Genomic DNA, 24285 nt, shown 5'->3' with positions numbered 1-24285 from the left:
TTATTAAGAATGCTTTTTCCTAAACTCCGACGGATTCATTCCTTTATGTTTTCTAAAGACTTTATTGAGATGACTTTCGTCTGAATAATTTAATTCGTCTGCAATTTCATTAATACGCATATCACTGTTTAAAAGTCGTGCTTCAATCAATCTTAATTTATAATTTGCGATATATTCCTGCAGCGTTTCACCCGTTTGTTTCTTAAAATATTTCCCTAAATAATGAAGCGAAATATTAAAGTGTTCGCTTATTTTTTCTGATTTTAATTGTTTTGAATCATAAATGTTTTCCTGAATATAATGCAAAATCTCAAGAACCATTTCTCCTGTTGTCTCTTTTATATTCTTTGGAAGTTTTAAAGCAATATTTCGCGCTACAATCGTAATTATGGTATTTACGATCTGTTCAATAATCTTTTGATGATAAATTTGCTGATTGCTTTGTTCGTTTATAATACTTTCAATCAGCGACGCAATTAAAGGTTTATCAACTTTATTTTTTAAAATACATCCCGGACGATGACTTGCATTCTGAAGAATATACTCCATTCGAAGTACCGTTTCCATTTGTCCATTTTGAGAATTTGCTCTGATATAATATTCATTAAATCGAAGGAAAAAGAATTTGGTTGGTGTTGTAATTTCAAATGAATGAATGTCTTGCGGTGTTACGAGAAACAGATTTCCTTTTCGGTATTGAAATTTATTATCATTAATAATCTGAATTCCGGTTCCGTCGACAACATAAATCAATTCAAAGAAATTGTTTTTCCGAATTATTTTCGGAAACTGTTCCAACTCTTTAAAATCGACTTCAAAAGGAAGATATAAATTCGTATCTGTCATATCGCTAAAATACAATTTTAGTACCAATTAGTACAATTTTAAACAATGGCCAAGATCCTAATTTTGTTATAGATAATAATTTAAATCTATAACAAAATGAAAATACTTTTAATTGGGGCAAATGGAGAAATTGGCAAAATATTGAATCCGGAATTGGTTAAAAATCATGAAATAATTTCAGCCGGAAGAAACAGCGGTGATTTTAGAATCGATTTATCAGATTCACATTCAATAGAAAAATTATTCGAAGAAGTTAAAAACATTGATGCGTGTCTATGTGTCGCTGGCGATTGTTACACAGGAGATTTGCATTCGCTTGACGAAGAAAAATTAAATATTGGTATCAAAAATAAATTATTGGGTCAAATAAATCTGGTTTTAATTGGTCAAAAATATTTAAATGATAATGGCTCGTTTACCCTTACTTCTGGAAAAATGGCAGATAAACCGGTAAAAAACAATATTAGCAAATCGATTGTAAATGGTGGCATAAACAGTTTTGTTCTTGCGGCTTCACTTGAGCTTGAAAGAGGAATAAGAATAAATGCGATAAGCCCAGGAAAAGTTGCAGATATTCCGATTGACGATTTAGTACAAGCCTATGCAAAAAGTATTGAAGAAACTCTAAATGGACAAATTATTAAAGTAAACTATTAAAATTTTAAAGATGAAAAACACAACTTTCCTGCTATTTCTTTTAGTTATAAATTCGGCTATTGCGCAAAAAACAAAACCTGAATTATTAGGTTCATGGACTTTAGTTTCGGTTGAAAATATAAATTCAGACGGAACAAAAAATCTTCCGTATGGCACAAATCCAAAAGGCATTTTATTTTTTGATGAAAAAGGAAATTACGCCATTGAAATTTATAAAAATGAAAGACCGAAAATAATTTCAGGCGACAAAAACAAATCTACACCCGAAGAAAATGCTGCAATTGTTCAGGGAAGCAATTCGCATTTTGGTGAATATGAAATTGATGAAACGAATAAGATTCTTACTTTCAAAATAAAAACGGCTTCTTTCCCAAATTGGGAAGGAACAATTCAAAAGAGATCGTATGCTTTTATGAACAATGAACTTAAATATCTAGTAACCAATACCACTCAAGGCGGAAAATCAGTAACCGCAGAAGTGGTCTGGAAAAAACTGTAATCAATTTCAAAAAACGTTTTCGCAACTAATTGTTATATAATTATGAAGGATTATCCTTTTAAAAGTAATTTCAGTATTTTTGTGTTTTTATAAACCACATTTTCAATTTAAACAAAAATGGCTTTAAACACAACAAACCCAACTGGGACTGAAGCGTGGAAAAATCTGCAAAACCACTATAACGCAATTCACGAAACTACGATACAAGAATTGTTTCAGCAAGATAATGCTCGTGTTGAAAAATTCAACTTACAATGGAATGATTTTTTAATAGATTATTCTAAAAATAATATCAGTCAAGAAACGATTTCTCTTTTAATAGAATTGGCAAATTCAATTGGATTAAAAGATGCAATTGCTCAATATTTTGGTGGTGAAATCATCAACCAAACAGAAAACAGAGCTGTTTTACACACAGCGTTGCGTGCACCAGAATCTGCCGTTATTAAAGTTGACGGAGAAAATGTAATTCCTGAAGTTTATGAAGTAAAAAATAAAATTAAGAAATTTACGCATGAAGTTATTTCTGGAGAGAGAAAAGGTTTTACAGGAAAAGCTTTTACAGATATCGTAAATATCGGAATTGGAGGTTCAGATCTTGGACCTGTTATGGCTGTTGAAGCTTTACAATTTTACAAAAACCACTTAAATACACATTTCGTTTCAAATGTTGATGGTGATCACGTAAACGAAATCATCAAAAAACTAAATCCTGAAACGACATTGTTTTTAATTGTTTCTAAAACTTTTACAACTCAGGAAACTTTATCCAATTCTGAAACTATCAAAGAGTGGTTTTTGAAATCAGGAAATCAGGAAGATATCGCAAAACACTTTGTAGCGGTTTCAACTAATATTCAAAAAGTAACCGAATTCGGAATTAACCCAGATAACGTTTTTCCAATGTGGGACTGGGTTGGAGGAAGATTTTCTTTATGGAGCGCTGTTGGTTTGAGCATTGCTTTGTCAATTGGTTTTGATAATTATAATGAATTATTGAAAGGCGCAAACGAAATGGACGAACATTTCAAATCGGCAGAATTTAACGAAAATATTCCGGTAATTTTAGCTTTGTTAAGCGTTTGGTACAATAATTTCTTTGGCGCTGAAAGCGAAGCTTTGATTCCGTACACGCAATATTTATCAAAATTAGCCCCTTACTTACAGCAGGCCACTATGGAAAGTAACGGAAAAAGTGTTGGCCGTGACGGAAAACCAGTTCATTATCAAACAGGAACTATTATCTGGGGAGAACCTGGAACAAATTCACAGCATGCCTTTTTTCAATTGATTCACCAAGGAACAAAATTGATTCCGACAGATTTCATTGGATTTGTAAAACCGTTATACGGAAACGAAGATCATCATGATAAATTGATGTCGAACTTTTTTGCACAGACTGAAGCGTTGTTAAATGGAAAAACTGAAGCCCAAGTTCAAGCTGAATTTGACAAACAAGGGCTTTCTGCAGAAAAAGCGTCTTACTTATTGCCTTTCAAAGTTTTTACAGGAAACAAGCCAACCAATACAATTTTGATTCACAAATTGACTCCAAAAAGCTTAGGTTCGCTGATTGCTTTATACGAACATAAAATCTTTGTTCAAGGTGTTATCTGGAACATTTTCAGCTTTGATCAATGGGGAGTAGAATTGGGAAAACAATTAGCCAATTCAATTTTAGATGAAATAAACACAAAAACAATAAAAAGTCACGATAGCTCAACATCTTTTTTGCTAAACCATTTTTTACTAAACAAATAAAATTTAGTAAAATCAGAACTACACAATAAACTGAAACGCCTTAATTTAACAAAAATTAAGGTGTTTTTTCGTATAAATAGATGCTTTACCACCAGTGTAATAATGATTAATGAAAGGTTACCCCTACATGGCCGCTCACATTATTATGATTTTAACAAAAAAGAAGTATTGAAATTCAAAAAAACATTGTTTTATGTAAGGAAAAAAGAAAAAATCATTTTAATGCGCAACACATTAAATAAAACTCGTTTTTCTTAACATTTTGATAACACTATCTGAGTTATTTGTTATAATTTTGCCAAAAACAAAAACTAAACAAATACAAGAAATGAAAAAAATTATTTTTATTTTGATTATTTTTCTATCGGCCTTAGGTCATGCTCAGGTTACGGGCTCAGCCATGTCAGGGACTGTTAGATCAAACAAGGGAGAAGCTCTTCCAGGGGCAACGGTGGAAATTGTTCACAAGCCAACTGGAACTAAGTACTTCTCTACTACAGATTTTGACGGTGGATATGCTGTACAGGGTTTAAGACCAGGAGGTCCTTATACTGTAAAAGTAACTTACATTGGTTTCAAAACAACTGAAATCACTGACATTAACGTTGGTTTAGGTAACAACCTAACTGTAAACGTTAAAGTAGACGAAGAACAAAATGCTCTTCAAGAAGTTGTAGTTACAACAAAATCAAAAGGAAATTTTAACAAAGGAAGAACTGGTGCTTCGCAACAGTTTACAAACAGAGAAATTGCAGCAGTTCCAGTATTAGGAGCTCGTTCAATCAACGCTGTTACAAAATATAACGCTAATGCCGGTGCTAACGGAACATTTGGCGGTCAAGATTCAAGATTAAACAACTTTACAATTGACGGTTCTGTATTCAACAACGGATTTGGATTAGGATCAGATTCACAAGCGGGTGGTAGAACAGGTTCTACAGCTATCTCACTTGATGCAATTGAGCAATTACAAGTAAACATCGCTCCTTATGACATTCGTCAATCTGGATTTTTAGGATCTGGTATTAATGCGGTAACAAGAAGTGGAACAAACGAAGTTGAAGGATCTATTTACAATTCTTTCAGAAGCAATAAAAAAGATTTTATTGGTACTCATGCTGGAGATGTAACAATCACTCCAGGTAAATTTGACGAAAAAATATGGGGAGCTCGTATTGGAGCACCAATCATCAAAGACAAATTATTCTTTTTTGGTAACTTTGAAACTATTGACAACGTAAGCCCTGCTACAAACTGGACTTCAACAGGATCACCACAAGCAGGAGGACAAGTAGCTCTTCCTACTTATAACGAAATGCAAACACTTTCTAACTACATGAAAGATAAGTTTGGATATGTTACAGGTCCTTGGGAAAATTATAACTCTTCAAGAGAATCAAAAAAATTCTTAACTAGAATTGACTGGAATATCAACGACAACCATAAACTTACTGCTCGTTACGTATATCATGATTCATCATCAGATCAGTTAACTTCTAACTCAAACTCTTTAGGTTTTGGTAACAGAACAAATAGCTCACTAGCTATGTCTTTCCAAAATAGTGGATATACTATTTTAGATAACACTAGATCTATTGTATTAGAATTAAACAGTAAATTAAGCAATTCTTGGTATAACAACTTCATTGGAGGTTATGACAAGCAAATTGAAGATAGAGGTTTAATTGGTGGTGGTTTGTTCCCAACAATTGATATCAAACAAGGTGCTGCAACTTACATTTCAGTTGGTTTAGATCCTTTTACTCAAGGTAACAAACTTTCTTACTCTACATTACACTTTACTGATAACTTGACTAAAACTATCGGGAAACACTCTTTAGTATTTGGTGCAAACTTTGAATATTTCAAATCAAGCAACTTATTCTTCTCAGGATCAAACGGAGTTTACGTTTTCAACTCTTTAGCTGATTTCTACGCAGCGGCAGATCAATCAGTAGCTAACGGTGGTGCTCCATCAAATGCAACTGTTACTTCTCCAGCTCGTTTTCAATACAGATATTCTGCTTTGCCAGGTGGAGCAGATCCAATGCAAATCTTAAAATCTAACAAATTAGATTTATATGCTCAAGACGAAATGAAATTGAGCGACAGATTCAAATTAACAGTTGGTTTAAGAGCTTCTAGAGTTTGGTATGCTGACACAGCATTAGAAAACCCTACAGTTACTGCTATGACTTTTGCTAATGGCGAAAAATTAAACACTGGTGATATGCCGGATGCAGCTTATTTATTTGAGCCTAGAGTTGGTTTCAACCTTGACTTAAACGGAAACGCTTCAACAATCCTTCGTGGAGGTTCAGGTATCTTCACTGGTAGATCTCCAGCGGTATACTTATCAAACCAAATTGGAAACAATGGTGTACTTACAGGATTTATTGACGTGAGTGGTGCTGCTTTAGCTGCAGGAGGATATGGTTTTACACCAAATCCAGCTGCTTACTTTACTCCATCTACTCCTACTGCTCCATCTTCTTATGATTTATCTTTTAATGATAAAAAATTCAAATCTCCACAGGTTTGGAAAACGACTATGGCAGTTGACCAAAAACTTCCTTTTGGATTTACAGGTACAGTTGAAGGTATTCTTCAAAAAAATATCAATGCAATCAGCTATTACAATGCTAACTTTGATGCTCCTGTTGGAACATTCAGTGGTACTGACAATAGACCAAGATACTCACGTACTGATGCTGGTACACGTGTAAATGACAATGTTTCAAACGGAATTGTTTTAACAAACTCTGATGAAGGATATTTTTATTCTACAACATTTAAATTAGAGTACCCTTACCAAAAAGGACTTTGGGGATCATTCGCTTACACACACTCTAACGCAACAGACTTAATGTCTCCAGGTTCAGTAGCTTCTGGTTCATGGACAAGTGCTAGATCTGTAAACGGAAATAATAATTTAGAAGTTTCTAACTCAAATAACAATACACCAAATCGTTTAGTTGGAGTTATTGGATACAGAATTGAGTACGGTAAAGGACTTGGAGGAGCAACTTCTATTAACTTAGGTTACATTGGAGAACAAGCAGGCCCATTTACTTACACTTACAGTGGAGATATGAACGGAGATAGAGTAAGTGGTAATGATTTACTTTATGTACCAAACAGCGCAAATGAACTACGTTTTAACCCTCTTGTAGTAACTAGTACTGTAGCTGGAGTTACAACTTCTAGAACATATACAGAAGCTGAGCAAAGAACTGCATTTGATGCTTATATCAATCAAGATAAATACCTTCGTACAAGAAGAGGTCAATATGCACAAAGAAACGAGTCTACTTTACCAATGTTACACAGATTAGATTTATCTATCTCTCAAGATGTATATATCAAAATCGCTGGTAAAAAGAACAGTTTTCAATTCAGAGCTGATATCTTGAACTTTACTAACATGATTAATAAAGACTGGGGTATATCTCAAAGAGCAACAAACCCTAACGTTTTAGCTTTTGCTTCAGCATCTACTGCTAACGTACCTTTCTATACTCTTGCAACTCAAACAGATGCAGTTGGAAATAGAACTTTAATTAAAGATACTTACCAAAAAAATTCATCTACATCAGATGTTTGGCAAGCACAATTTACAATTAGATACATCTTTGGTAACTAATTGATGTTCTAATAAGAACCAAAATAAATAATAAAAACGGCATTGACTTTTAGTTTAATGCCGTTTTTTTTATACCCTTTTTTGCTATATTTGTTTTAACAAAAATTATACTTTATGTACCATTTTCTTCAAAAACTACACTCTGGCTGGGCTTATTTAGCATTATTGCTTTTATTAATTGCAGTTGTTAATGCTATTATCGGCATAACTTCTAAAAAAGAATTTGTGGCCAAAGATCGAAAAATTGGCTTGTTTGCCTTAATTGGAACACACACACAATTACTAATCGGATTGATTCTTTATTTTGTTTCACCATTAGGAAAAGCCGCTTTTGGAGAAATGTCAAATGCTGAACTTAGATTAACTTCACTAGAACATCCGGCAATCAATATTATAGCTATTATCCTGATTACTATTGGATGGTCAAAACATAAAAAACTAATTAACAGCGAAGCAAAATTTAAAACATTCGCTATTTTTTACGGTTTAGGATTACTCTTAATCCTGAGCAGAATACCTTGGAATCTATGGTTCTAAAATAAAAAAACAAACCAAAATGTAGGTTTTTTTTTATAAAAACACGTTATTTGCATAAGTCCCCAAACTATGAAAAATAAAAACTATGATTAATAAAAAAACCAGCATTCTCTCTATTTTAACCCTTCTATTTCTAAGCTGCAGTATTACTTATGTAATGAGCCAAAGCAAACCAGTAGAATCTAAAATTGTTGAGGATACTTTAAAGAATGCTAAAGCAAAACCGTTAACACCTACAGTAAACGATTCTGTTTTTACCGACAAAGGCTTAAAATTAAAACTTTACAAAAAAACGGCACATGCTTCCTACTATGCAGACCGATTTAATGGAAAAAAAACAGCCGACGGCAGTAGATTTAACAACAGTAAATATACTGCTGCGCACAAAAAACTTCCTTTTGGAACAAAAGTAAAAGTAACAAATGAAGCTAATGGAAAATTTGTTATTGTAAAAGTAACCGATCGAGGTCCTTTTGTAAAAACAAGAGAAATTGATTTATCTAAAAGAGCTTTTATGGACATTACCGGAAACAAAGGTTATGGCGCACTTAAAGTTACTATTGAAACAATAATGGAATAAAAGAATCCCGTCCTGCATTTGCTAGACGGGATTTTTTTTTATACAAACTTTCTAATGCTCATTATGATTCCGGTATGTATTCCTTCATGATAATTAACAAAATCTAGAGCATCCTGGACATTTTTAAGATCAAAACCCATACTTGTGGTATAAGCATTGTAATCAACAAAAACACGAGCTTCAAAATCTTTTTTTGTCTGATTTAAGGTTGAGTAAAGCAATCCTTTTATTTCATCAACTTCGGTTTGAGAAACATCACCTTCTGGCTTGGTTCCTTTTTTATATTTATCAATAAACGCATCAGAAACCAATGTTGGCAGACCTGATAATTTATAAACTAAAACTTGTTGTGATGATATGCAGTGAGCAACATTCCAAATCAAATTATTACTAAATCCGGGTGGAATTTTATTTAACTGCTCCAATGAATGATGGTCTAAAACTTTTAAAAGAATTTCTCTAATCGTTTTTTGTACTTCAAAAACTGAACTCATAATTGTAATTTTTTTCTAAAATTACTCATTTTTCAGTTTCAAATGAATTTTCTTTGTACTCAATAAATCAACAATCATGAACAAAATATATTATTTAGCATCTTGTGATACATGTCGAAAAATCATTAAAAGCTTACCAAAAGACAACAACTTAGTTTTTCACGACATCAAGCAAAATCCGATTACCGAAGCTGAACTTGAAGAAATGCATAAACTCGCAGGCAGTTACGAAGCGTTATTCAGTAAAAAAGCACAGCTTTACAAATCGATGGACTTAAAAAACAAGTCTTTGACTGAGGAAGATTATAAAAAATACATTTTAGAGCATTATACTTTTTTAAGCCGTCCGGTCTTTATCATTGATGAAAAAATTTATATTGGTAATACGCAGCCTGTAACATTGCAGGTAATGAAAGCTTTAGAAAAATAATAACCAAAGTTCTAAGAATTCGGGTCTTTGTTACGGATTACTTCACATGATTTTTATTTTAATCAGAGTTAAGTACATTTCATTTGAAGCGGAAATCCTTTTTTTTAGCTTTTTCTGCTCAAAAAAGATTGGGAACGGATAGCCTGACCGAAGGGAACGACCCAATTAAAATTTTGACTCTTAAAAAAATGGTGCTTCACGTGTTCGCTACGCTCGGGTCGCGACAAAAAAACTTTAATAAAGCTGACTTTAACAGATTAGCGATTTAAAACTCAAGACTGCAAACTTTTATTTATCTTTGCGCCTTTATACTCAATTATATGATACAATCTATGACAGGGTTTGGCAAAGCTTCTTTGCAATTGCCTACAAAAAAAATTACCGTCGAAGTAAAATCCTTAAATAGTAAAGGTTTAGATTTAAACGTAAGAATGCCGTCGCTTTATCGCGAAATGGAATTAGGTCTAAGAACTCAAATCTCTACAAAGTTAGAAAGAGGAAAAATTGATTTCGGAATTTACATTGAAAGTACTTCTGAACAAACTTCAACTAAGGTAAATGTTCCTGTTGTAAAAAATTACATCGCACAACTTAAGGAGGTTTATCCTGATGCAGATGAAACAGAATTAATGAAAATGGCGGTTCGTATGCCTGACACATTAAAAACAGAACGTGAAGAAATCGACGAAAACGACTGGGACCAGATTCAGATTATCATTGAAGAAGCTTTGCAAAACATCTTGAGTTTTAGAAAAGACGAAGGCGAATCGCTTGAAAAAGAATTCAACCTAAGAATTGGAAATATTCGTCAATATATGAACGATGCTTTGGCATTAGATCCAGAACGTGTTCAGGCTATAAAAGACCGTTTGCAGACTGCAATCTCAGAATTGAAAGTGAATGTTGATGAAAATCGTTTTGAACAGGAATTGATTTATTATTTAGAGAAACTGGACATTACAGAAGAGAAAGTTCGTTTGACGAATCACTTAGAGTATTTTTTAGAAACTATAAAAGGAACTGAAGCCAATGGCCGTAAATTAGGTTTTATCACTCAGGAAATGGGCCGTGAAATCAATACAATGGGATCTAAATCAAATCATGCTCAAATGCAAAAATTGGTGGTGATGATGAAAGATGAATTGGAGAAAATTAAGGAACAGGTTTTGAATGTTTTGTAAACGCAATACGCTTTAAGCTTTAGGCTATAAGCAAAAAACATAAGTAAGAGAGCTTAAAGCGTACAGCCTAAAGCCTAAAGCATAAATTAATGAACAAAGGAAAATTAATTGTTTTCTCCGCACCATCCGGATCAGGAAAAACAACTATAGTAAGACATTTACTTGGGAAAGAAGATTTAAATCTAGAATTTTCGATCTCGGCGGCTTCTCGCGACCCACGCGGAGAAGAAGAACACGGAAAAGATTATTACTTTATTTCGCTGGAAGAATTCAAAAAACACATTAAAGCCGAAGATTTCCTAGAATGGGAAGAAGTATACCGCGATAATTTTTACGGCACTTTAAAAGCCGAAATTGAAAGAATCTGGGCTTTAGGAAAAAATGTAATTTTTGATATTGATGTTGCTGGAGGATTGCGTATTAAACACAAATTTCCAGAACAAACTTTAGCCGTTTTTGTAAAACCGCCAAGCGTCGACGAACTTAAAAGAAGGTTAAAACAACGTTCTACAGAAAGTGACGATAAAATCAATATGCGAATTGCAAAAGCTTCTGTAGAATTGGCTACTGCTCCTCAATTTGATACTATTATCAAAAACTACGATTTAGATACAGCAAAGGAAGAAGCGTATCAATTAGTGAAAGATTTTGTAAATAAATAATTTTATTCCGCAGAGATACACAAAGAAAAAACACAGAGATTCGCAAAAGTATTTTTTTAAACTTTGCGAATCTTTGTGGTATCTTAGCGAATCTTTGTGAAACTCTAAAAAATGAAAATAGGTCTTTACTTTGGAACTTATAATCCAATTCACGTTGGTCATTTGATCATAGCCAATCATATGGCTGAATTTGCTGATTTAGATCAAGTTTGGATGGTTGTTACGCCTCATAATCCGCTAAAAAAGAAGGCTACGTTATTAGACGATCATCAGCGTTTGCAAATGGTTTTTTTAGCCACTGAAGATTATCCAAAAATTAAACCTTCTGACATTGAATTCAAGCTTCCGCAACCCAATTATACGGTTAACACTTTAGTTCATTTGCATGAAAAATACCCAAATCACGATTTCTCTTTGATTATGGGTGAGGATAATTTAAAAACGCTTCATAAATGGAAAAACTACGAAGTTATTTTAGATCATTATGATATTTACGTTTATCCGCGTATTACTGAAGAAGAAGAAAATATTGAACTGAAATCGCATCCAAAAGTTCATATTATTGATGCACCAATTGTAGAAATTTCTTCGACCTTTATAAGAAACAGTATTAAAGAAGGAAAAAATATCCAGCCTTTATTACCATCTAAAGTCTGGGAATATATAGACCATAATAACTTTTATAAGAAATAAAAAAAACCTAAATAAATTATTCAGGATTTTTTTACATCCTATTACCCAGAAACAACTTTAATTCTTTCGCAATCGTTTCAAAAAAAGAATTTAAATTATTGTTTTTGCCTGACAGTAAATACACAAATTCCTCTGGAACGTGAAAACTATTCCATACCAATTGCAATCTATTGTCCTTGATATATTTTCTCGCATTACAATTCCACGTGATCGCAATACCCGAGTTTTTAGAAAGCATTTCGAGCATTTCTGATTCTGATGGAATAATGTAATTTGGAACCATAGAGGGTCTCTTTTTATTAAAAGCGTGCAGCCAGAATATTTTTATATGCGGAATTCTGGAGTCATGACTGTACCATTTTTGTTCGTTGAGCCATTTCTCTGTTTCCTGATAATTGTCTGCCTTCAATTTGTTACGGAATTCAGCTATATCCAAATTCATCGGCGCGACCATGATCAATTTAATTTTACCGACAATTTCATAAATAGTATCAAACGTATCATATCTTTTTGTCGTGATCGCAAAATCAAGTTTTTTAGCATCGACAAGTGCAAAAAGAGCATCATCTTCAGCAAAAGTAAAATCAATAAAATCAAATTTAGAGATTAAGACACTGCCACAGCTATTGAATAAATCTTTAGAAATACCAACTGAAATTAATCGAACAGAATCTTCAGCTTTGGCTCTGAATCCGCTTTCGACATTTTCTAGACGGTCAAGTGCATCAATAATTAAATTATTGAGTAACTTAGCGTATTCCGTTGGTTCTACGCCTTTTGACTTTCGGTTGAACAATTTATACCCTACATGCGCTTCCAGCATTGATATCTGCTGACTTACAGCAGGCTGACTGATAAACAGCTCTTTGGCAGCGACAGAAAAATTTCGATTCTTATATACAGACTTAAAAGTTCTGTACCATTCTAAATTTACCATGACATAAATATATTTATAACAAACATAGTTTATTTTATTTTTACTAATATCACTTAAACCGTAAATTTGTGTAAAATTATTACTTATGAAAAAAATAGCGCTCGCAATTATAATATTCACAGCTTTCAGTATATCTGCTGCAGCTCAAAAATCAAAAAAAGGTATGAAAAAAGTATTATTTGTTGTCACCAGTAACGATAAGCTGGGCAATACAGGAGAAAAAACAGGATTTTGGTCAGAAGAATTAGCTGCACCATACTATGAATTATTAGATCAAGGAGTTGAAATTACGATTGCGTCTCCGCTTGGAGGACAGCCTCCAATTGACCCAAAAAGCGCTGATCCATCTTCCGCAACTGAGGATACAAAACGTTTTGATGCGGATAAGGCATTACAAGAAAAACTAAAACATACGCTAAAACTTTCGACAATAAATCAAGCTGATTATGATGCTGTATTTTATCCTGGAGGACACGGACCATTATGGGATTTAGTGGAAGATAAAAATTCCATCGCATTAATTGAATCATTTTATAACCATAAAAAACCTGTTGCTTTTGTTTGTCACGCTCCTGCAGTATTAAAAAACGTAAAAGTAAATGGTGAATTTTTAGTAAAAGACAAAAAAGTAACTGGTTTTACAAATACTGAAGAAGAAGCTGTTGGATTAACCAAAGTTGTTCCGTTTTTATTAGAAGATGTTTTAACCCAAAATGGAGGCAAATTCTCAAAAGTAGAAAATTGGCAGCCGTATGCTGTAGAAGACGGCCTTTTGATTACAGGTCAAAACCCTGCTTCATCTAAACTAGTTGCTGGTAAATTATTACAACAATTAAAATAAAAAGATGCTAAGGTTCTAAGTTGCTAAGATTCAGATTATCTCGTAACAACTTAGATTTTAGTACTAATTGAAAGAATAAAACTAATCCGATAATAGATCGTGAAGATTCTTGGTAAAAAACTTAGAATCTTTGCATCTTACTATCACAGAAACTCTAAAAAAAACATGTTAAACTTCGAATTATATAATCCCACGAATTTGATTTTCGGAAAAGGACAAATTGAAAAGCTTTCGACTTTAGTTCCAAAAGAAGCTAAAATTCTTTTGGCTTATGGTGGTGGAAGTATTTTCAAAAATGGTGTTTACGATCAGGTAATCGCGAACTTAAAAGGTTTTGAAATTGTAGAATTTGGTGGAATAGAACCAAACCCACATTTTGAAACTTTAATGAAAGCGGTTGAAGTAATAAAAGCTGAAAAAATTGATTTTATTTTAGCCGTTGGCGGCGGATCTGTAATTGATGGCGTAAAATTTATTTCTGCTGCTGTTCATTTTGAAGGAAACCCAATTGATATTTTGCAAAAAAGAATTCTGATTAAAGAAAATGCAATGCCTTTTGGAACTGTTTTAACGCTCCCTGCAACAGGAAGTGAAATGAATTCAGGATCTGTTGTTACGATCGAAGCTACGCAGGAAAAGCTGGCTTTTGGCGGAAGCGCTATGTTTCCGAAATTTTCTATTTGCGATCCAACTGTAATTGCTTCTTTACCAAAAAGACAAATTCAAAATGGTGTTGTCGATGCTTACACACACGTAATGGAGCAATACTTAACCTATCCGCACGAAGGTTATTTACAAGATAGGATTGCAGAAGGAATTTTACAGACCTTAATTGAAGTTGGTCCAAAAGTGGTAGAGAACCCAACAGATTATGCATTGGCATCAAACTTTATGTGGAGCTGTACAATGGCTTTAAACGGCTTGATTCAGAAAGGAGTTCCGTCAGACTGGGCAACACACATGATTGGTCACGAGTTAACTGCTTTATATGGCATTGATCATGCCAGAACTTTGGCCATTATAGGCCCAAGTCTTTATAATGTAATGTTTGAGACAAAAAAAGGAAAATTAGCGCAATACGGAAGAAGAATTTTTAGCCTAACGGGTTCTGAAGACGAAGTCGCGAAAGAAGCCATAAATAAAACCGCTGAATTTTTTCATACAATGGGAATGGATACTAAACTTTCGCAATATACTGACGACTACAGCAAAACAGCAGATTTTATCGTAAATCGTTTTGATGAAAGAGGCTGGAAAGGATTAGGCGAAAAACAATTGGTTACGCTAGACAAAGTAAAATCTATTGTTGAAATGAGCTATTAATAAGTAAATCTCAACCCCCAAGCCTTGGGATAAATTATAAATTCTAATGATTTAATAGCGGTATTTGATTTGGATTTTTATTTGAAATTAAACTTTAATATGCAAACACTTGGAATTTAGAATTTAAAAATAATGGAATTTTATAAAAAAAGGCGTTCTTAATTTATTTAGGAACGCCTTTTTAAAATACTAAAACAAAACTAACTAACTCAATTCGTGTTAAACTCATTAAAATTCTAATTTATAAACAGTTAAAACGCAATGTTTTAATTTTTATTGTATCGAAGTTGAATAATTTTTTATTTTTTCAAAACTTCTTGAAAACCACTGTCTTTCCTGCCATTTCAAAAATTTCTTAAATTAGATTTTGTGTTATTACTACATTATTAAGTACTTTTGTTTTAAATTATTAAAATAATGAGCGAAAATTTAAAATTTGCAGTAATTGGAGGAGGGAGCTGGGCAACGGCAATTGCAAAAATGTTATGCGTAAATCTACCTGAAATTGCGTGGTACATGCGTAATGACGCTGCAATCGAGCACATTCAAAAATACAAACACAACCCAAATTATTTAAGTTCGGTAGAATTTGATACTAAAAAACTTAAATTAACTAACAATATAAACGAGGCAATTGAATATGCAGATTATATCATTTTTGCCATTCCATCTGCTTTTTTAGATGCTGAATTAAAAAATATGACGGTTTCACTAGCTGACAAAATCATATTTTCAGCCATTAAAGGAATCGTACCTGAAACGAGTTTAATTGTTGGAGAACACTTTCATATTCAATACGACATTCCATATTATAATATTGGAGTTATTACAGGTCCTTGTCATGCTGAAGAAGTGGCTTTAGAAAGACTTTCGTATTTAACAATTGCTTGTGGAGATCCTGAAAAAGCCTGTATCGTTGCAAAATCTTTATCTGGAAATTATATTAAAGCCAAAATTTCAGACGATATTATTGGTACTGAATATGCCGCAATGCTTAAAAACATCTACGCCATCGCTGCCGGAATTGCACATGGTTTAGGTTATGGAGATAATTTCCAATCGGTTATGATGAGTAACGGAATTCGTGAAATGAAAAAATTCATCAGAAAAGTACATAAAATGAAACGTAACATTAATGATTCTGCTTATTTGGGCGATTTATTAGTTACAGGTTATTCTGTTTTCTCCAGAAATAGAATGTTCGGAAATATGATCGGAAAAGGGTATACGGTAAAAAGTGCTATGATGGAAATGAGCATGGTTGCCGAAGGGTATTACGCAACAAAAAGTGCATACAAACTAAATCAGGGTTACGGCGCAAAAACACCAATTATTGATGCCGTTTACAGTATTTTATACGAAGGTAAAGATGCTAAATCTGTTTTTAAGAAATTAACGGAATCTTTAGATTAGTTTTTTAGTGAAAAGAAGCAAGAAGCAAGAACCAAGACTAGAGAAGACTTAAATAAAAGAAAGAAGCGAGAACCAAGACTAGAGACTAAAGAAGACTTAAATAGAATAAAGAAGAAAGAGCCAAGACTGAAATTCAGTTTGGCTCTTTTTTATTTCAGTACAGAGAAGTCTTTTCTCTTTCTTCTTTTCTCTTGCTTCTTGCTTCTTTCCTCTTTCCTCTTTCCTCTTTCAACACTCTACTTCACCATGATCCCCTCAACAAACAAAATCGGCACTTCTTCCGTATTTTCCTCATTTATAAGTTTTGATTTGAAGATGAATTTCTTGTCGTACAAAGTGTTGCCGATGAAGAAAGTTACCATGAATTCATTGTTTAAAACCAAAAGGCTTTTCTCTATCATTTCGATTTTTACGACTGAAACAGCTGGAACTTCAACAAATGCGTGACGCAAAACAGATGTTTTTTTCATTTCGCCATCAATTGTTCCAAATGCTTTTGAAACGACCATAACACTGTCTAAATTAAAATCGCTGTCGTTTACAAGATAAGCGTACCATACTTTTTCCATAAAATCGTCGCTCCATTCTTGAACTGCAGCTAGAAATACGTTTTCTACTTCAGGGATTGTTATATCTTTTTTCATATGAGTCAAAGTTTAAAAGTCGAAAGTCATAAAGTCGAAAGTCAAAAGCCTTATTTTGGGACTTTTAACTTTCGACTTTATGACTTTTATGCCTAAATTATATATTTGCTTTAAATTGCTCTAAGAAACGAACATCATTTTCGTAAAACATACGAATATCACCAATTTGGTATAAAAGCATTGCAATACGCTCTACTCCCATTCCAAAAGCAAAACCATTATATTCATCAGGATTGATGTCGCAATTTTTAAGAACGTTAGGATCTACCATTCCACATCCTCCAATTTCTAACCATCCCGTTCCTTTTGTGATACGATAATCTGTTTCGGTTTTTAGACCCCAATAGATATCAATTTCAGCGCTTGGTTCTGTAAAAGGGAAATAAGACGGACGAAGACGAATCTTCGATTTACCGAACATTTCTTTTGTGAAATAAAGCAGCGTTTGCTTTAAATCTGCAAAAGAAACATCTTTATCAATGTACAATCCTTCTACTTGATGGAAAATACAGTGCGAACGTGACGAAATTGCTTCATTACGAAAAACACGTCCCGGAGAAATAGTACGGATTGGCGGTTTGTGATTTTCCATATAACGCACCTGAACAGATGATGTATGCGTACGCAACAGCACATCAGGATTTGTCTGAATAAAAAATGTATCCTGCATATCACGAGCCGGATGATATTCTGGCAAGTTTAATGCAGTAAAATTATGCCAGTCGTCCTCAATTTCTGGACCTTCAGAAACATTGAAACCAATATTGGCAAAAATATCTATAATTTGATTTTTAACTATCGAAATAGGATGACGCGAACCAATAATTACAGGTTCTGCAGCACGTGTTAAATCACCAAAAACACCTTTGATTTCTTCCTTGCTTTCAAGTTCTTCTTGAATAACTCTCACTTTTTCTTCAGCAACTGCTTTTAAGGTATTAATAACCTGTCCAAAGTCCTTTTTTTGGTCGTTTGGAATATTTTTAAACTCCGTAAAAAGTTCTTTCAACAAACCTTTACTGCCTAAATATTTAATACGGAATTGCTCTAAGGATTCTTTATTTTTATCATTAAAGGATTTGGCTTCCTCTATATGTTGTTTTATCTTATCTATCATTTTCCTTCAATAATTGAGAATACAAATTTAGTGTTTTTAGTTTAAAGTGCACAGTCGCAGTCGCAGTTTTCAGCCCTAATTGAAATGAAAACTGCGACTGCGACTAAAAATTACTCAATAAGTTCACGTTCTAAAAAATAATTCACAATGGCTTCTTTCATCAAAACCGATTGCTCGCCAGCTTTTAAAGGCGGTAATTCCTCTTTTACTTTATAATGCGGCCATCCTTCAGCATCAAAAAAATCGAATTCATAAAAACCATACGGCTCTAATAATCTACAAATAGCGATATGCATCAGGTTTAGTTTTTCATCTTTTTTGAATTCACGGTGCACTTTTCCTAGTTCCTGAACTCCAATTAGGTAAATTATGGCATCTAAATCTAAATCTTCTCCTTGCGAAAACTGATTGGATAATATATCGACGAGCTTTTCCCAGCGCTCTTTTAGTTGTGTATCTCTAGACATTTCTTTTAATTATGAATTATGAATTGTGAATTATAAATTCAGAAACCATAAAATTTAGCTTGCAAAGATACGTACTTCAAATTCAAAGGCATCAAAAAATTAACCAGATCAAAACATAGATTTAACTTTATCTAAAAGAAGTAGTCAAAAAAAAAAGATAAAAACCCGTGAACCTTTGTAACCCTGAACCTTTGAACCTAAAAAAAGATATATATTTGCGCCTCAATAAAACATAGAAAATATGAGCCTTTTTGATATTATTTTTGGAGTAATTTTGTGTTACAGTTTATATAAAGGCATAAAAAATGGGCTTTTTGTAGAAATCGCTTCTTTTGTTTCTTTGTTGTTGGGAATTTACATTGCGATTAAATTTTCTTTTTTAATGAAAGAAATTATCGGAAAACATGTTTCCTGGAATCCAAACACAATTCAGGTTACGGCGTTTATTCTGACTTTTATTTTGGTTGTTGTTGGCGTTTATTTTTTAGCCAAAATCCTTACCGGAATTGCTGATTTTGCCTTTTTAGGATGGGCCAATAAATTAGGCGGCGGTTTTTTCCGGGTTTTAAAAACCATCTTAATTATGAGTATTTTTATTGCCTTTTTCGAGAAAATAAACTTCAACAATACTTTTGCCAAAAAGGAAACTTTAGACAATTCTATTTTTTATAATCCGGTAAAAAAAGTAGCAGCTTTTGTTTATCCTTCAATTGAAAAATGGTATGATACTTTTAAGAAAGAACATGCTAAAAATTCTGAAGAAACTTCTAAAAAAGAATAATTTAATTTGTCATACTGAGCAAGTTTATACTTAAAAAATTTCAGCTTCGCTCAGTATGACACCTTTTTTAAAAATAAAATTTAGATTTTCACTTCTAATTTTTCTCCTTTTTTCAAAGTGACATTTTGGTTTTTACCACCAAAAATCAAAGTTGTTTTTCCTCCTAATTTAGAAAAGATTGTAACTTTTTCAATTTTTTTATTGGCCCAAGTCATTGCAATTTCAAAACCGCCGCGAGCACAAATTCCGCTTACATTTCCGTCTTCCCATGCATCTGGCAAAGCGGGAAGCAATCTAATTTCGTTTTCGTTAGATTGAACCAGCATTTCTGCAACAGCTGCAGCGCCTCCAAAATTTCCATCAATTTGAAATGGCGGATGCGCGTCGAATAAATTGGGGTATGTTCCTCCTCCTCTTCTTGGTTTTTCGGTTTTTTTTCCGTCAGGATCTACATATCGAAGTAATTCGCGATACATTTTGTAAGCACGATTTCCGTCCCAAAGCCTTGCCCAAAGATTAATTCTCCAGCCTTTTGACCAGCCGGTTGTTTCGTCTCCCTTTATTTCGAGTGTTTTTCTTGAAGCTGTGGCCAAATCTGGCGTTTTTAATGGCGTAATATGATCACCAGGAAAAAGTCCGAATAATTGCGATTGATGACGGTGTTTCGGGCCTTGATCTTCCCAATCAAAATACCATTCCTGCAAATTTCCTTTTTTGCCAATTTGGTACGGATGAAATTTAGAAAGTGCTGTTTGGAGTTTTGCTCTAAAATCAGCATCAATATTTAAAATTTCTGAAGCTTTAATTGTCTTTTCAAAACATTGTCTTATCATCGCCAAATCAGCTGTTCCTCCGTACATTGTTGCTCCAATAAAACCATCTGGCGCAATGTATTTGTTTTCTGGAGAAGTTGATGGAGATGTAATTAAATTTCCGTTTTTATCTACAACCATATATCCTAAAAAGAATTGCGAAGCACCTTTCATAATTGGATATCCTTCATTTTTCAGATAATTTTTGTCTTGTGAAAAAACATAGTGTTCCCAAATATGCGTACTAAGCCACGCACCAGAGATAGGCCAGCAAGCCCAGCTTGGATCTTCTTTTCCAAATTGTCCAACCGGATTTGTCATTGCCCAGATGTCTGAATTATGCGCTGCGGCCCAGCCTTCATTCACTCCATAAAAAGTCTTTGCTGTCACTTTTCCGGTTACCGAAAGATTTTTTATAAAACTTAAAAGAGGTAAATGCATTTCTGAAAGATTGGTGTTTTCAGCAAGCCAATAATTTTCTTCCAAATTAATGTTCATTGTATAATTACTGCTCCAAGGCGGATTTAGATGCGGGTTCCAAATTCCTTGCAAATTAGCTGGAACTCCTATAGTTCTTGAACTGCTGATTAGCAAATAACGTCCGAAATTAAAATATAGAATTTCTAGGTTTTTATCTTCTTTTCCTTCGGAGTAACGCAATAATCGCTCGTCTGTTGGCAAATCTGGAGCTGTTGTTTTTCCTAAATCTAAATTTACGCGATTAAAGAATTTTTGATAATCTGCAATGTGTGCGGTTTTTAATTTATCGAACGATTTTGACAACGCTGATTTTAAACTCTTCGTCGCAATTTCTTTATTGTTTAATCCAGAAATTGCCGGATTTTTATCAAAACCATTAAAACTTGTAGCGATCGAAACATAAATTAAAGCTTCAGTTCCGTTTTTTAAGCCTAAAGTTTTATTTGTATTTATAATAGTTCCGTCAACGCTCTTGATTTTTACTAAAGAAGTAAACCTTGTAGTGCTGCCGTTTTCTTTTAAATCTTTCCATTGCTCATTAGAAAGATAAGCGTTTGTGCCTGGATAACCTGGATTTTCATGAACCGGCGCTGTTCCGTTCATTGCCAAAACATTATCTTTTACTTCGACATTTGATTTTAATAAACTGCTTGAATTAATCTCAAAATTTAAGGCGCCTTTTTGACTGCTTGTCAATTTGATAATCATGATTTGATCTGGTGCAGAAACAAAATATTCGCGTGTAAATTTTACTCCATCTATTTCGTAAGTCACTTTTGAAATCGCATTAGAGATGTCAAGTTCACGACGGTAATTTGAAACTTTTCCTTTATTAGAATTTGTAATTTCTAAAGTTCCAAGCGGTGCGTACGATTCAGAATTCTTTCCTTCGATTTTTTTATTGAGTTCGTCGGCGAGTTTGTAGTTTTCGTTTTTTAATGCTTCGCGAATTGCCGGAAGATTTTTATAAGCTTCTGGATTCATGTTTGCATTTACAGGTCCGCCCGACCAAAGCGTGGCATCGTTCAAATAGATTTTATCTGAATTGACGCCTCCAAAAATAGTTGCGCCCATTTTTCCGTTTCCTAAAACCAAGCTTTCTTCAAAAAATTCTGCCGGTTGATTGTACCATAAAACATGCGTGGATTGCGCAGAAATGCTTGTATAGTAAAATGTAAAAAGTAAGATGATAAATGTTTTTTTCATGAGCTTTGAATTCATATTGCAACGTTTAAAATTACCAATCATATGTTCCAAAGAAACATTATTGTGATTTTTAATTTTGATCAACGGATTTCATCCGTTGTTACCAACCAATTGTTCCAATGGAACATTTTTTTTGCGCGTGAGGGATAGGAGCTGGCTACCGAAGTAGCGCGGATAGCCCGACCGTATTTGCGAAAGGCGCACATAAGCGGCCTCTTAAATAGCGCCTTTTGTAAATATGGTCACGCCCTTATTTGCTGACTTTGTATGTTTCTTTTGCCGTAATCATTTCCCAATTATCAGTTCTAAAAGGCGATGCTGGAAATTTTTCTTTATTAAACAGATTGATTTCCGTATCGTCATCTGCCCAGCCGTAATGTACTGCAACAGGATTTTGAACCTGATCACTTGAAATAATGATTTTGTTGTTTTTTATTATCGCTTTCGCGGCATGAAAAACTTTATCAGTACCAGCAATTTCAAAGCCTTTTACGTTTTCTGAATTGTCTGAAGCTGTTAATCCTGAACCAATATTATCGAAAGTAAGAATGATTTGATTGCCTTTTATTTCCTGAGATTTATATGTTGGTCCGCTAAAAACTTGCTTTTTGCCGTATACATTGTTCAACGCAATTGCTGCCAAACGCAAACCGACATCCTGCTTATTTGTTGGGTGAATGTCTTTTGCATTCCCGATGTCTGTTGTTACCGCCATTCCGGTGTTTTTCAGTTGCAGCGTTTCTGATTGTGCTTCGCGGAGTTCGGCCCATTTACTGCCAACTTTACTGTTTCCGTTAAATTCATTAAAAGTTGATAATTGAACAAAATAGAAAGGAAAATCGCCTTGCTTAAATTTTGTTCTCCAATCTGTTATCATTAAAGGAAATGCTTTTTTATATTGATTGGCTCTCCAGACATTGGCTTCGCCCTGATACCACAAAACGCCTTCGAAAGCATACGGAACCAAAGGATTTACCATTGCATTGTACAATAATGAAGGATAGCTGTTTGGCGATAAAGCGGTTTTTACGACAATAACTTTGTATTTCCATTTTCCGTCAAGCGGCATAATTTTCGATCCGAGCGTTAGTTTTAAATCGGCTGCATCTCCGTAAATGCCGCCACCGCCGCTGTTATCGACAATTCTGACTGCGATGACATTTAAACCTTCTTTTAAAATATTTGCAGGAACTTCATAAACGCGTTTGGCATCCCATTGTGTGTTTTTTCCAATTTCGATTCCGTTTACATATGTAATGTCTTCGTCGTCGATTTTTGAAAGATAAAGTGTTGCTTTATTTTTACTGTCTTCTGCAGAAAGTGTTATTGTTTTTCGCATCCAAACAATTCCATCTAAATCGCCTAAAGGCTGATTTTCCCATAAACTTGGCGTATTGAGTTCGCCCCAAGCTGTGTCGTTGAACGAAGCTTCTTTGAAAGTATTTTCATTTTCTGTGCTTACCGGAGTTCCTTGAATTTTTTCGACTCTTTCTTTCATACGCGTTGCATATAATTTTGAAATCGAATCTATGTTTAATGCTGGAACATCAGCAATCATTGTTTTAAAATCCTTGCTTTTTTCAAAAGCTTCTCGGCTTGTCCATGTTTCTACATTTGTTCCTCCCCAAGAAGTATTGATAATTCCGATTGGAATTTTTAACTCAGCGTATAATTTTTTAGCAAAATAATAACCAACTGCTGTAAAATTGCCAACATTTTCTTTGTTAGAAACTTCCCATTTTCCTGCTTTCAAATCGTCTTTTGGTTTACCGCTTAAATCTTGCGCTACACCAAAATGGCGAATCATTGGATAATTAGAATCGGCTATTTCTTTGTCGGAATTAATTGTTTTAAAAACCTGAAATTCCATATTCGATTGTCCGCTGCAAATCCATACTTCTCCAACCAAAACATCTTTTATGACAATTTTATTTTTTCCTATAATGATTAATTCGAAAGGACCTCCGGCTTTTTCAGGATTTAGACTAATCATCCATTTCCCGCTTTTATCTGCTTGAATGGTTTTAGTTTGATTATTAAAATGAACTTCTACTTTTTCATTAGCATCTGCCCAGCCCCAAACCGGAATTTCTTTGTTGCGCTGCAAAACCATTCCGTCAGAAAACAATAAAGGCATTTTTACATTTGCATTTGCAATTATGCCACAAAACATTAAAACAAAGACTGTATATTTTTTCATTTTTTTTATTTTAAAAGAATAAGGCAACCTATAAACAATTGATAAATTTAAACCATATAAGTGATATAAGTAAAAATAAGC

22 protein-coding genes are annotated in these 24285 nt (G+C 33.6%); 14 read left to right on the top strand and 8 right to left on the bottom strand.

What is annotated here, in order from left to right:
- Nucleotides 1-3: 3 nt before the first annotated feature.
- Nucleotides 4-846 carry an AraC family transcriptional regulator gene (locus tag IR010_RS14020; protein ID WP_194604684.1) on the bottom strand — a complete coding sequence of 281 codons (843 nt, stop codon included), beginning with the start codon at nt 844-846 and terminating at the stop codon, nt 4-6.
- 96 nt (nt 847-942) lie between these two features.
- On the opposite strand from IR010_RS14020, the gene IR010_RS14015 reads away from it, so the two are divergent.
- The 6 genes from IR010_RS14015 to IR010_RS13990 all read left to right on the top strand — a co-directional run bounded on the left by IR010_RS14015 (nt 943) and on the right by IR010_RS13990 (nt 8523).
- Nucleotides 943-1503 carry a short chain dehydrogenase gene (locus IR010_RS14015; RefSeq protein ID WP_194604681.1) on the top strand — a complete coding sequence of 187 codons (561 nt, stop codon included), beginning with the start codon at nt 943-945 and terminating at the stop codon, nt 1501-1503.
- A 10-nt stretch (nt 1504-1513) separates the two neighbouring features.
- Complete coding sequence (locus IR010_RS14010) at nt 1514-2002, top strand: lipocalin-like domain-containing protein (protein WP_194570237.1); 489 nt, start codon at nt 1514-1516, stop codon at nt 2000-2002.
- A 117-nt stretch (nt 2003-2119) separates the two neighbouring features.
- The gene (pgi, locus tag IR010_RS14005; RefSeq protein ID WP_194570235.1) at nt 2120-3763 is read left to right on the top strand and encodes a glucose-6-phosphate isomerase; all 1644 of its coding nucleotides are present in this window, start codon (nt 2120-2122) and stop codon (nt 3761-3763) included.
- Nucleotides 3764-4091: 328 nt separating this feature from the next.
- Nucleotides 4092-7406, top strand: coding sequence for a TonB-dependent receptor (locus IR010_RS14000; protein ID WP_194570233.1), 3315 nt, complete (start codon nt 4092-4094; stop codon nt 7404-7406).
- Between the two features lie 114 nt (nt 7407-7520).
- The gene (locus IR010_RS13995; RefSeq protein ID WP_194570231.1) at nt 7521-7943 is read left to right on the top strand and encodes a hypothetical protein; all 423 of its coding nucleotides are present in this window, start codon (nt 7521-7523) and stop codon (nt 7941-7943) included.
- Nucleotides 7944-8028: 85 nt separating this feature from the next.
- Nucleotides 8029-8523: a septal ring lytic transglycosylase RlpA family protein gene (locus IR010_RS13990; RefSeq protein WP_029270912.1), complete on the top strand. Its 495-nt coding sequence runs from the start codon at nt 8029-8031 to the stop codon at nt 8521-8523.
- A 38-nt stretch (nt 8524-8561) separates the two neighbouring features.
- On the opposite strand, the gene IR010_RS13985 is transcribed toward IR010_RS13990, so the two are convergent.
- Nucleotides 8562-9017: a DinB family protein gene (locus tag IR010_RS13985; RefSeq protein WP_194570229.1), complete on the bottom strand. Its 456-nt coding sequence runs from the start codon at nt 9015-9017 to the stop codon at nt 8562-8564.
- Between the two features lie 76 nt (nt 9018-9093).
- On the opposite strand from IR010_RS13985, the gene IR010_RS13980 reads away from it, so the two are divergent.
- The 4 genes from IR010_RS13980 to nadD all read left to right on the top strand — a co-directional run bounded on the left by IR010_RS13980 (nt 9094) and on the right by nadD (nt 11983).
- Nucleotides 9094-9447 (top strand): arsenate reductase family protein, encoded by a 354-nt coding sequence (locus tag IR010_RS13980; protein WP_029270916.1) that lies wholly within the window; start codon nt 9094-9096, stop codon nt 9445-9447.
- Nucleotides 9448-9767: 320 nt separating this feature from the next.
- Entirely contained in the window at nt 9768-10628 is an 861-nt protein-coding gene (locus IR010_RS13975) for a YicC/YloC family endoribonuclease (RefSeq protein WP_194604677.1), read from the top strand.
- Nucleotides 10629-10717: 89 nt separating this feature from the next.
- Nucleotides 10718-11290 carry a guanylate kinase gene (gene gmk, locus IR010_RS13970; RefSeq protein ID WP_029270920.1) on the top strand — a complete coding sequence of 191 codons (573 nt, stop codon included), beginning with the start codon at nt 10718-10720 and terminating at the stop codon, nt 11288-11290.
- Nucleotides 11291-11401: 111 nt separating this feature from the next.
- Entirely contained in the window at nt 11402-11983 is a 582-nt protein-coding gene (nadD, locus tag IR010_RS13965) for a nicotinate (nicotinamide) nucleotide adenylyltransferase (RefSeq protein ID WP_194570225.1), read from the top strand.
- Nucleotides 11984-12014: 31 nt separating this feature from the next.
- Here nadD and IR010_RS13960 read toward each other — a convergent pair whose 3' ends face one another.
- Complete coding sequence (locus IR010_RS13960) at nt 12015-12920, bottom strand: LysR family transcriptional regulator (protein ID WP_029270923.1); 906 nt, start codon at nt 12918-12920, stop codon at nt 12015-12017.
- A gap of 85 nt (nt 12921-13005) precedes the next feature.
- Between IR010_RS13960 and IR010_RS13955 the strand changes: the two genes are divergently transcribed.
- The 3 genes from IR010_RS13955 (at nt 13006) to IR010_RS13945 (ending at nt 16497) form a co-directional block, all read left to right on the top strand.
- Nucleotides 13006-13761 (top strand): type 1 glutamine amidotransferase domain-containing protein, encoded by a 756-nt coding sequence (locus IR010_RS13955; protein WP_194570223.1) that lies wholly within the window; start codon nt 13006-13008, stop codon nt 13759-13761.
- 165 nt (nt 13762-13926) lie between these two features.
- Nucleotides 13927-15084, top strand: coding sequence for an iron-containing alcohol dehydrogenase (locus tag IR010_RS13950; protein WP_194604674.1), 1158 nt, complete (start codon nt 13927-13929; stop codon nt 15082-15084).
- Between the two features lie 417 nt (nt 15085-15501).
- Entirely contained in the window at nt 15502-16497 is a 996-nt protein-coding gene (locus IR010_RS13945; RefSeq protein WP_029270929.1) for an NAD(P)H-dependent glycerol-3-phosphate dehydrogenase, read from the top strand.
- A gap of 236 nt (nt 16498-16733) precedes the next feature.
- Here IR010_RS13945 and IR010_RS13940 read toward each other — a convergent pair whose 3' ends face one another.
- The 3 genes from IR010_RS13940 to IR010_RS13930 form a co-directional block, all read right to left on the bottom strand.
- A complete protein-coding gene (locus IR010_RS13940) occupies nt 16734-17141 on the bottom strand; it encodes a hypothetical protein (RefSeq protein ID WP_029270931.1) in 408 nt (135 codons plus the stop codon).
- 97 nt (nt 17142-17238) lie between these two features.
- Entirely contained in the window at nt 17239-18258 is a 1020-nt protein-coding gene (locus IR010_RS13935; protein WP_029270933.1) for a phenylalanine--tRNA ligase subunit alpha, read from the bottom strand.
- Nucleotides 18259-18368: 110 nt separating this feature from the next.
- The gene (locus tag IR010_RS13930; RefSeq protein WP_029270935.1) at nt 18369-18725 is read right to left on the bottom strand and encodes a hypothetical protein; all 357 of its coding nucleotides are present in this window, start codon (nt 18723-18725) and stop codon (nt 18369-18371) included.
- Between the two features lie 241 nt (nt 18726-18966).
- On the opposite strand from IR010_RS13930, the gene IR010_RS13925 reads away from it, so the two are divergent.
- Nucleotides 18967-19506 carry a CvpA family protein gene (locus IR010_RS13925; protein WP_194570217.1) on the top strand — a complete coding sequence of 180 codons (540 nt, stop codon included), beginning with the start codon at nt 18967-18969 and terminating at the stop codon, nt 19504-19506.
- A gap of 80 nt (nt 19507-19586) precedes the next feature.
- On the opposite strand, the gene IR010_RS13920 is transcribed toward IR010_RS13925, so the two are convergent.
- Entirely contained in the window at nt 19587-22004 is a 2418-nt protein-coding gene (locus IR010_RS13920; protein ID WP_228515169.1) for a glycosyl hydrolase family 95 catalytic domain-containing protein, read from the bottom strand.
- Nucleotides 22005-22254: 250 nt separating this feature from the next.
- Complete coding sequence (locus tag IR010_RS13915) at nt 22255-24204, bottom strand: sialate O-acetylesterase (RefSeq protein WP_194570213.1); 1950 nt, start codon at nt 24202-24204, stop codon at nt 22255-22257.
- Nucleotides 24205-24285: the final 81 nt, after the last annotated feature.

Source organism: Flavobacterium sp. MR2016-29 (assembly GCF_015350695.1).
Classification (GTDB): Bacteria; Bacteroidota; Bacteroidia; order Flavobacteriales; family Flavobacteriaceae; genus Flavobacterium.
The sequence above is the reverse complement of the archived record's forward strand: the minus strand, read 5'-3'. Positions and strand labels throughout refer to the sequence as shown.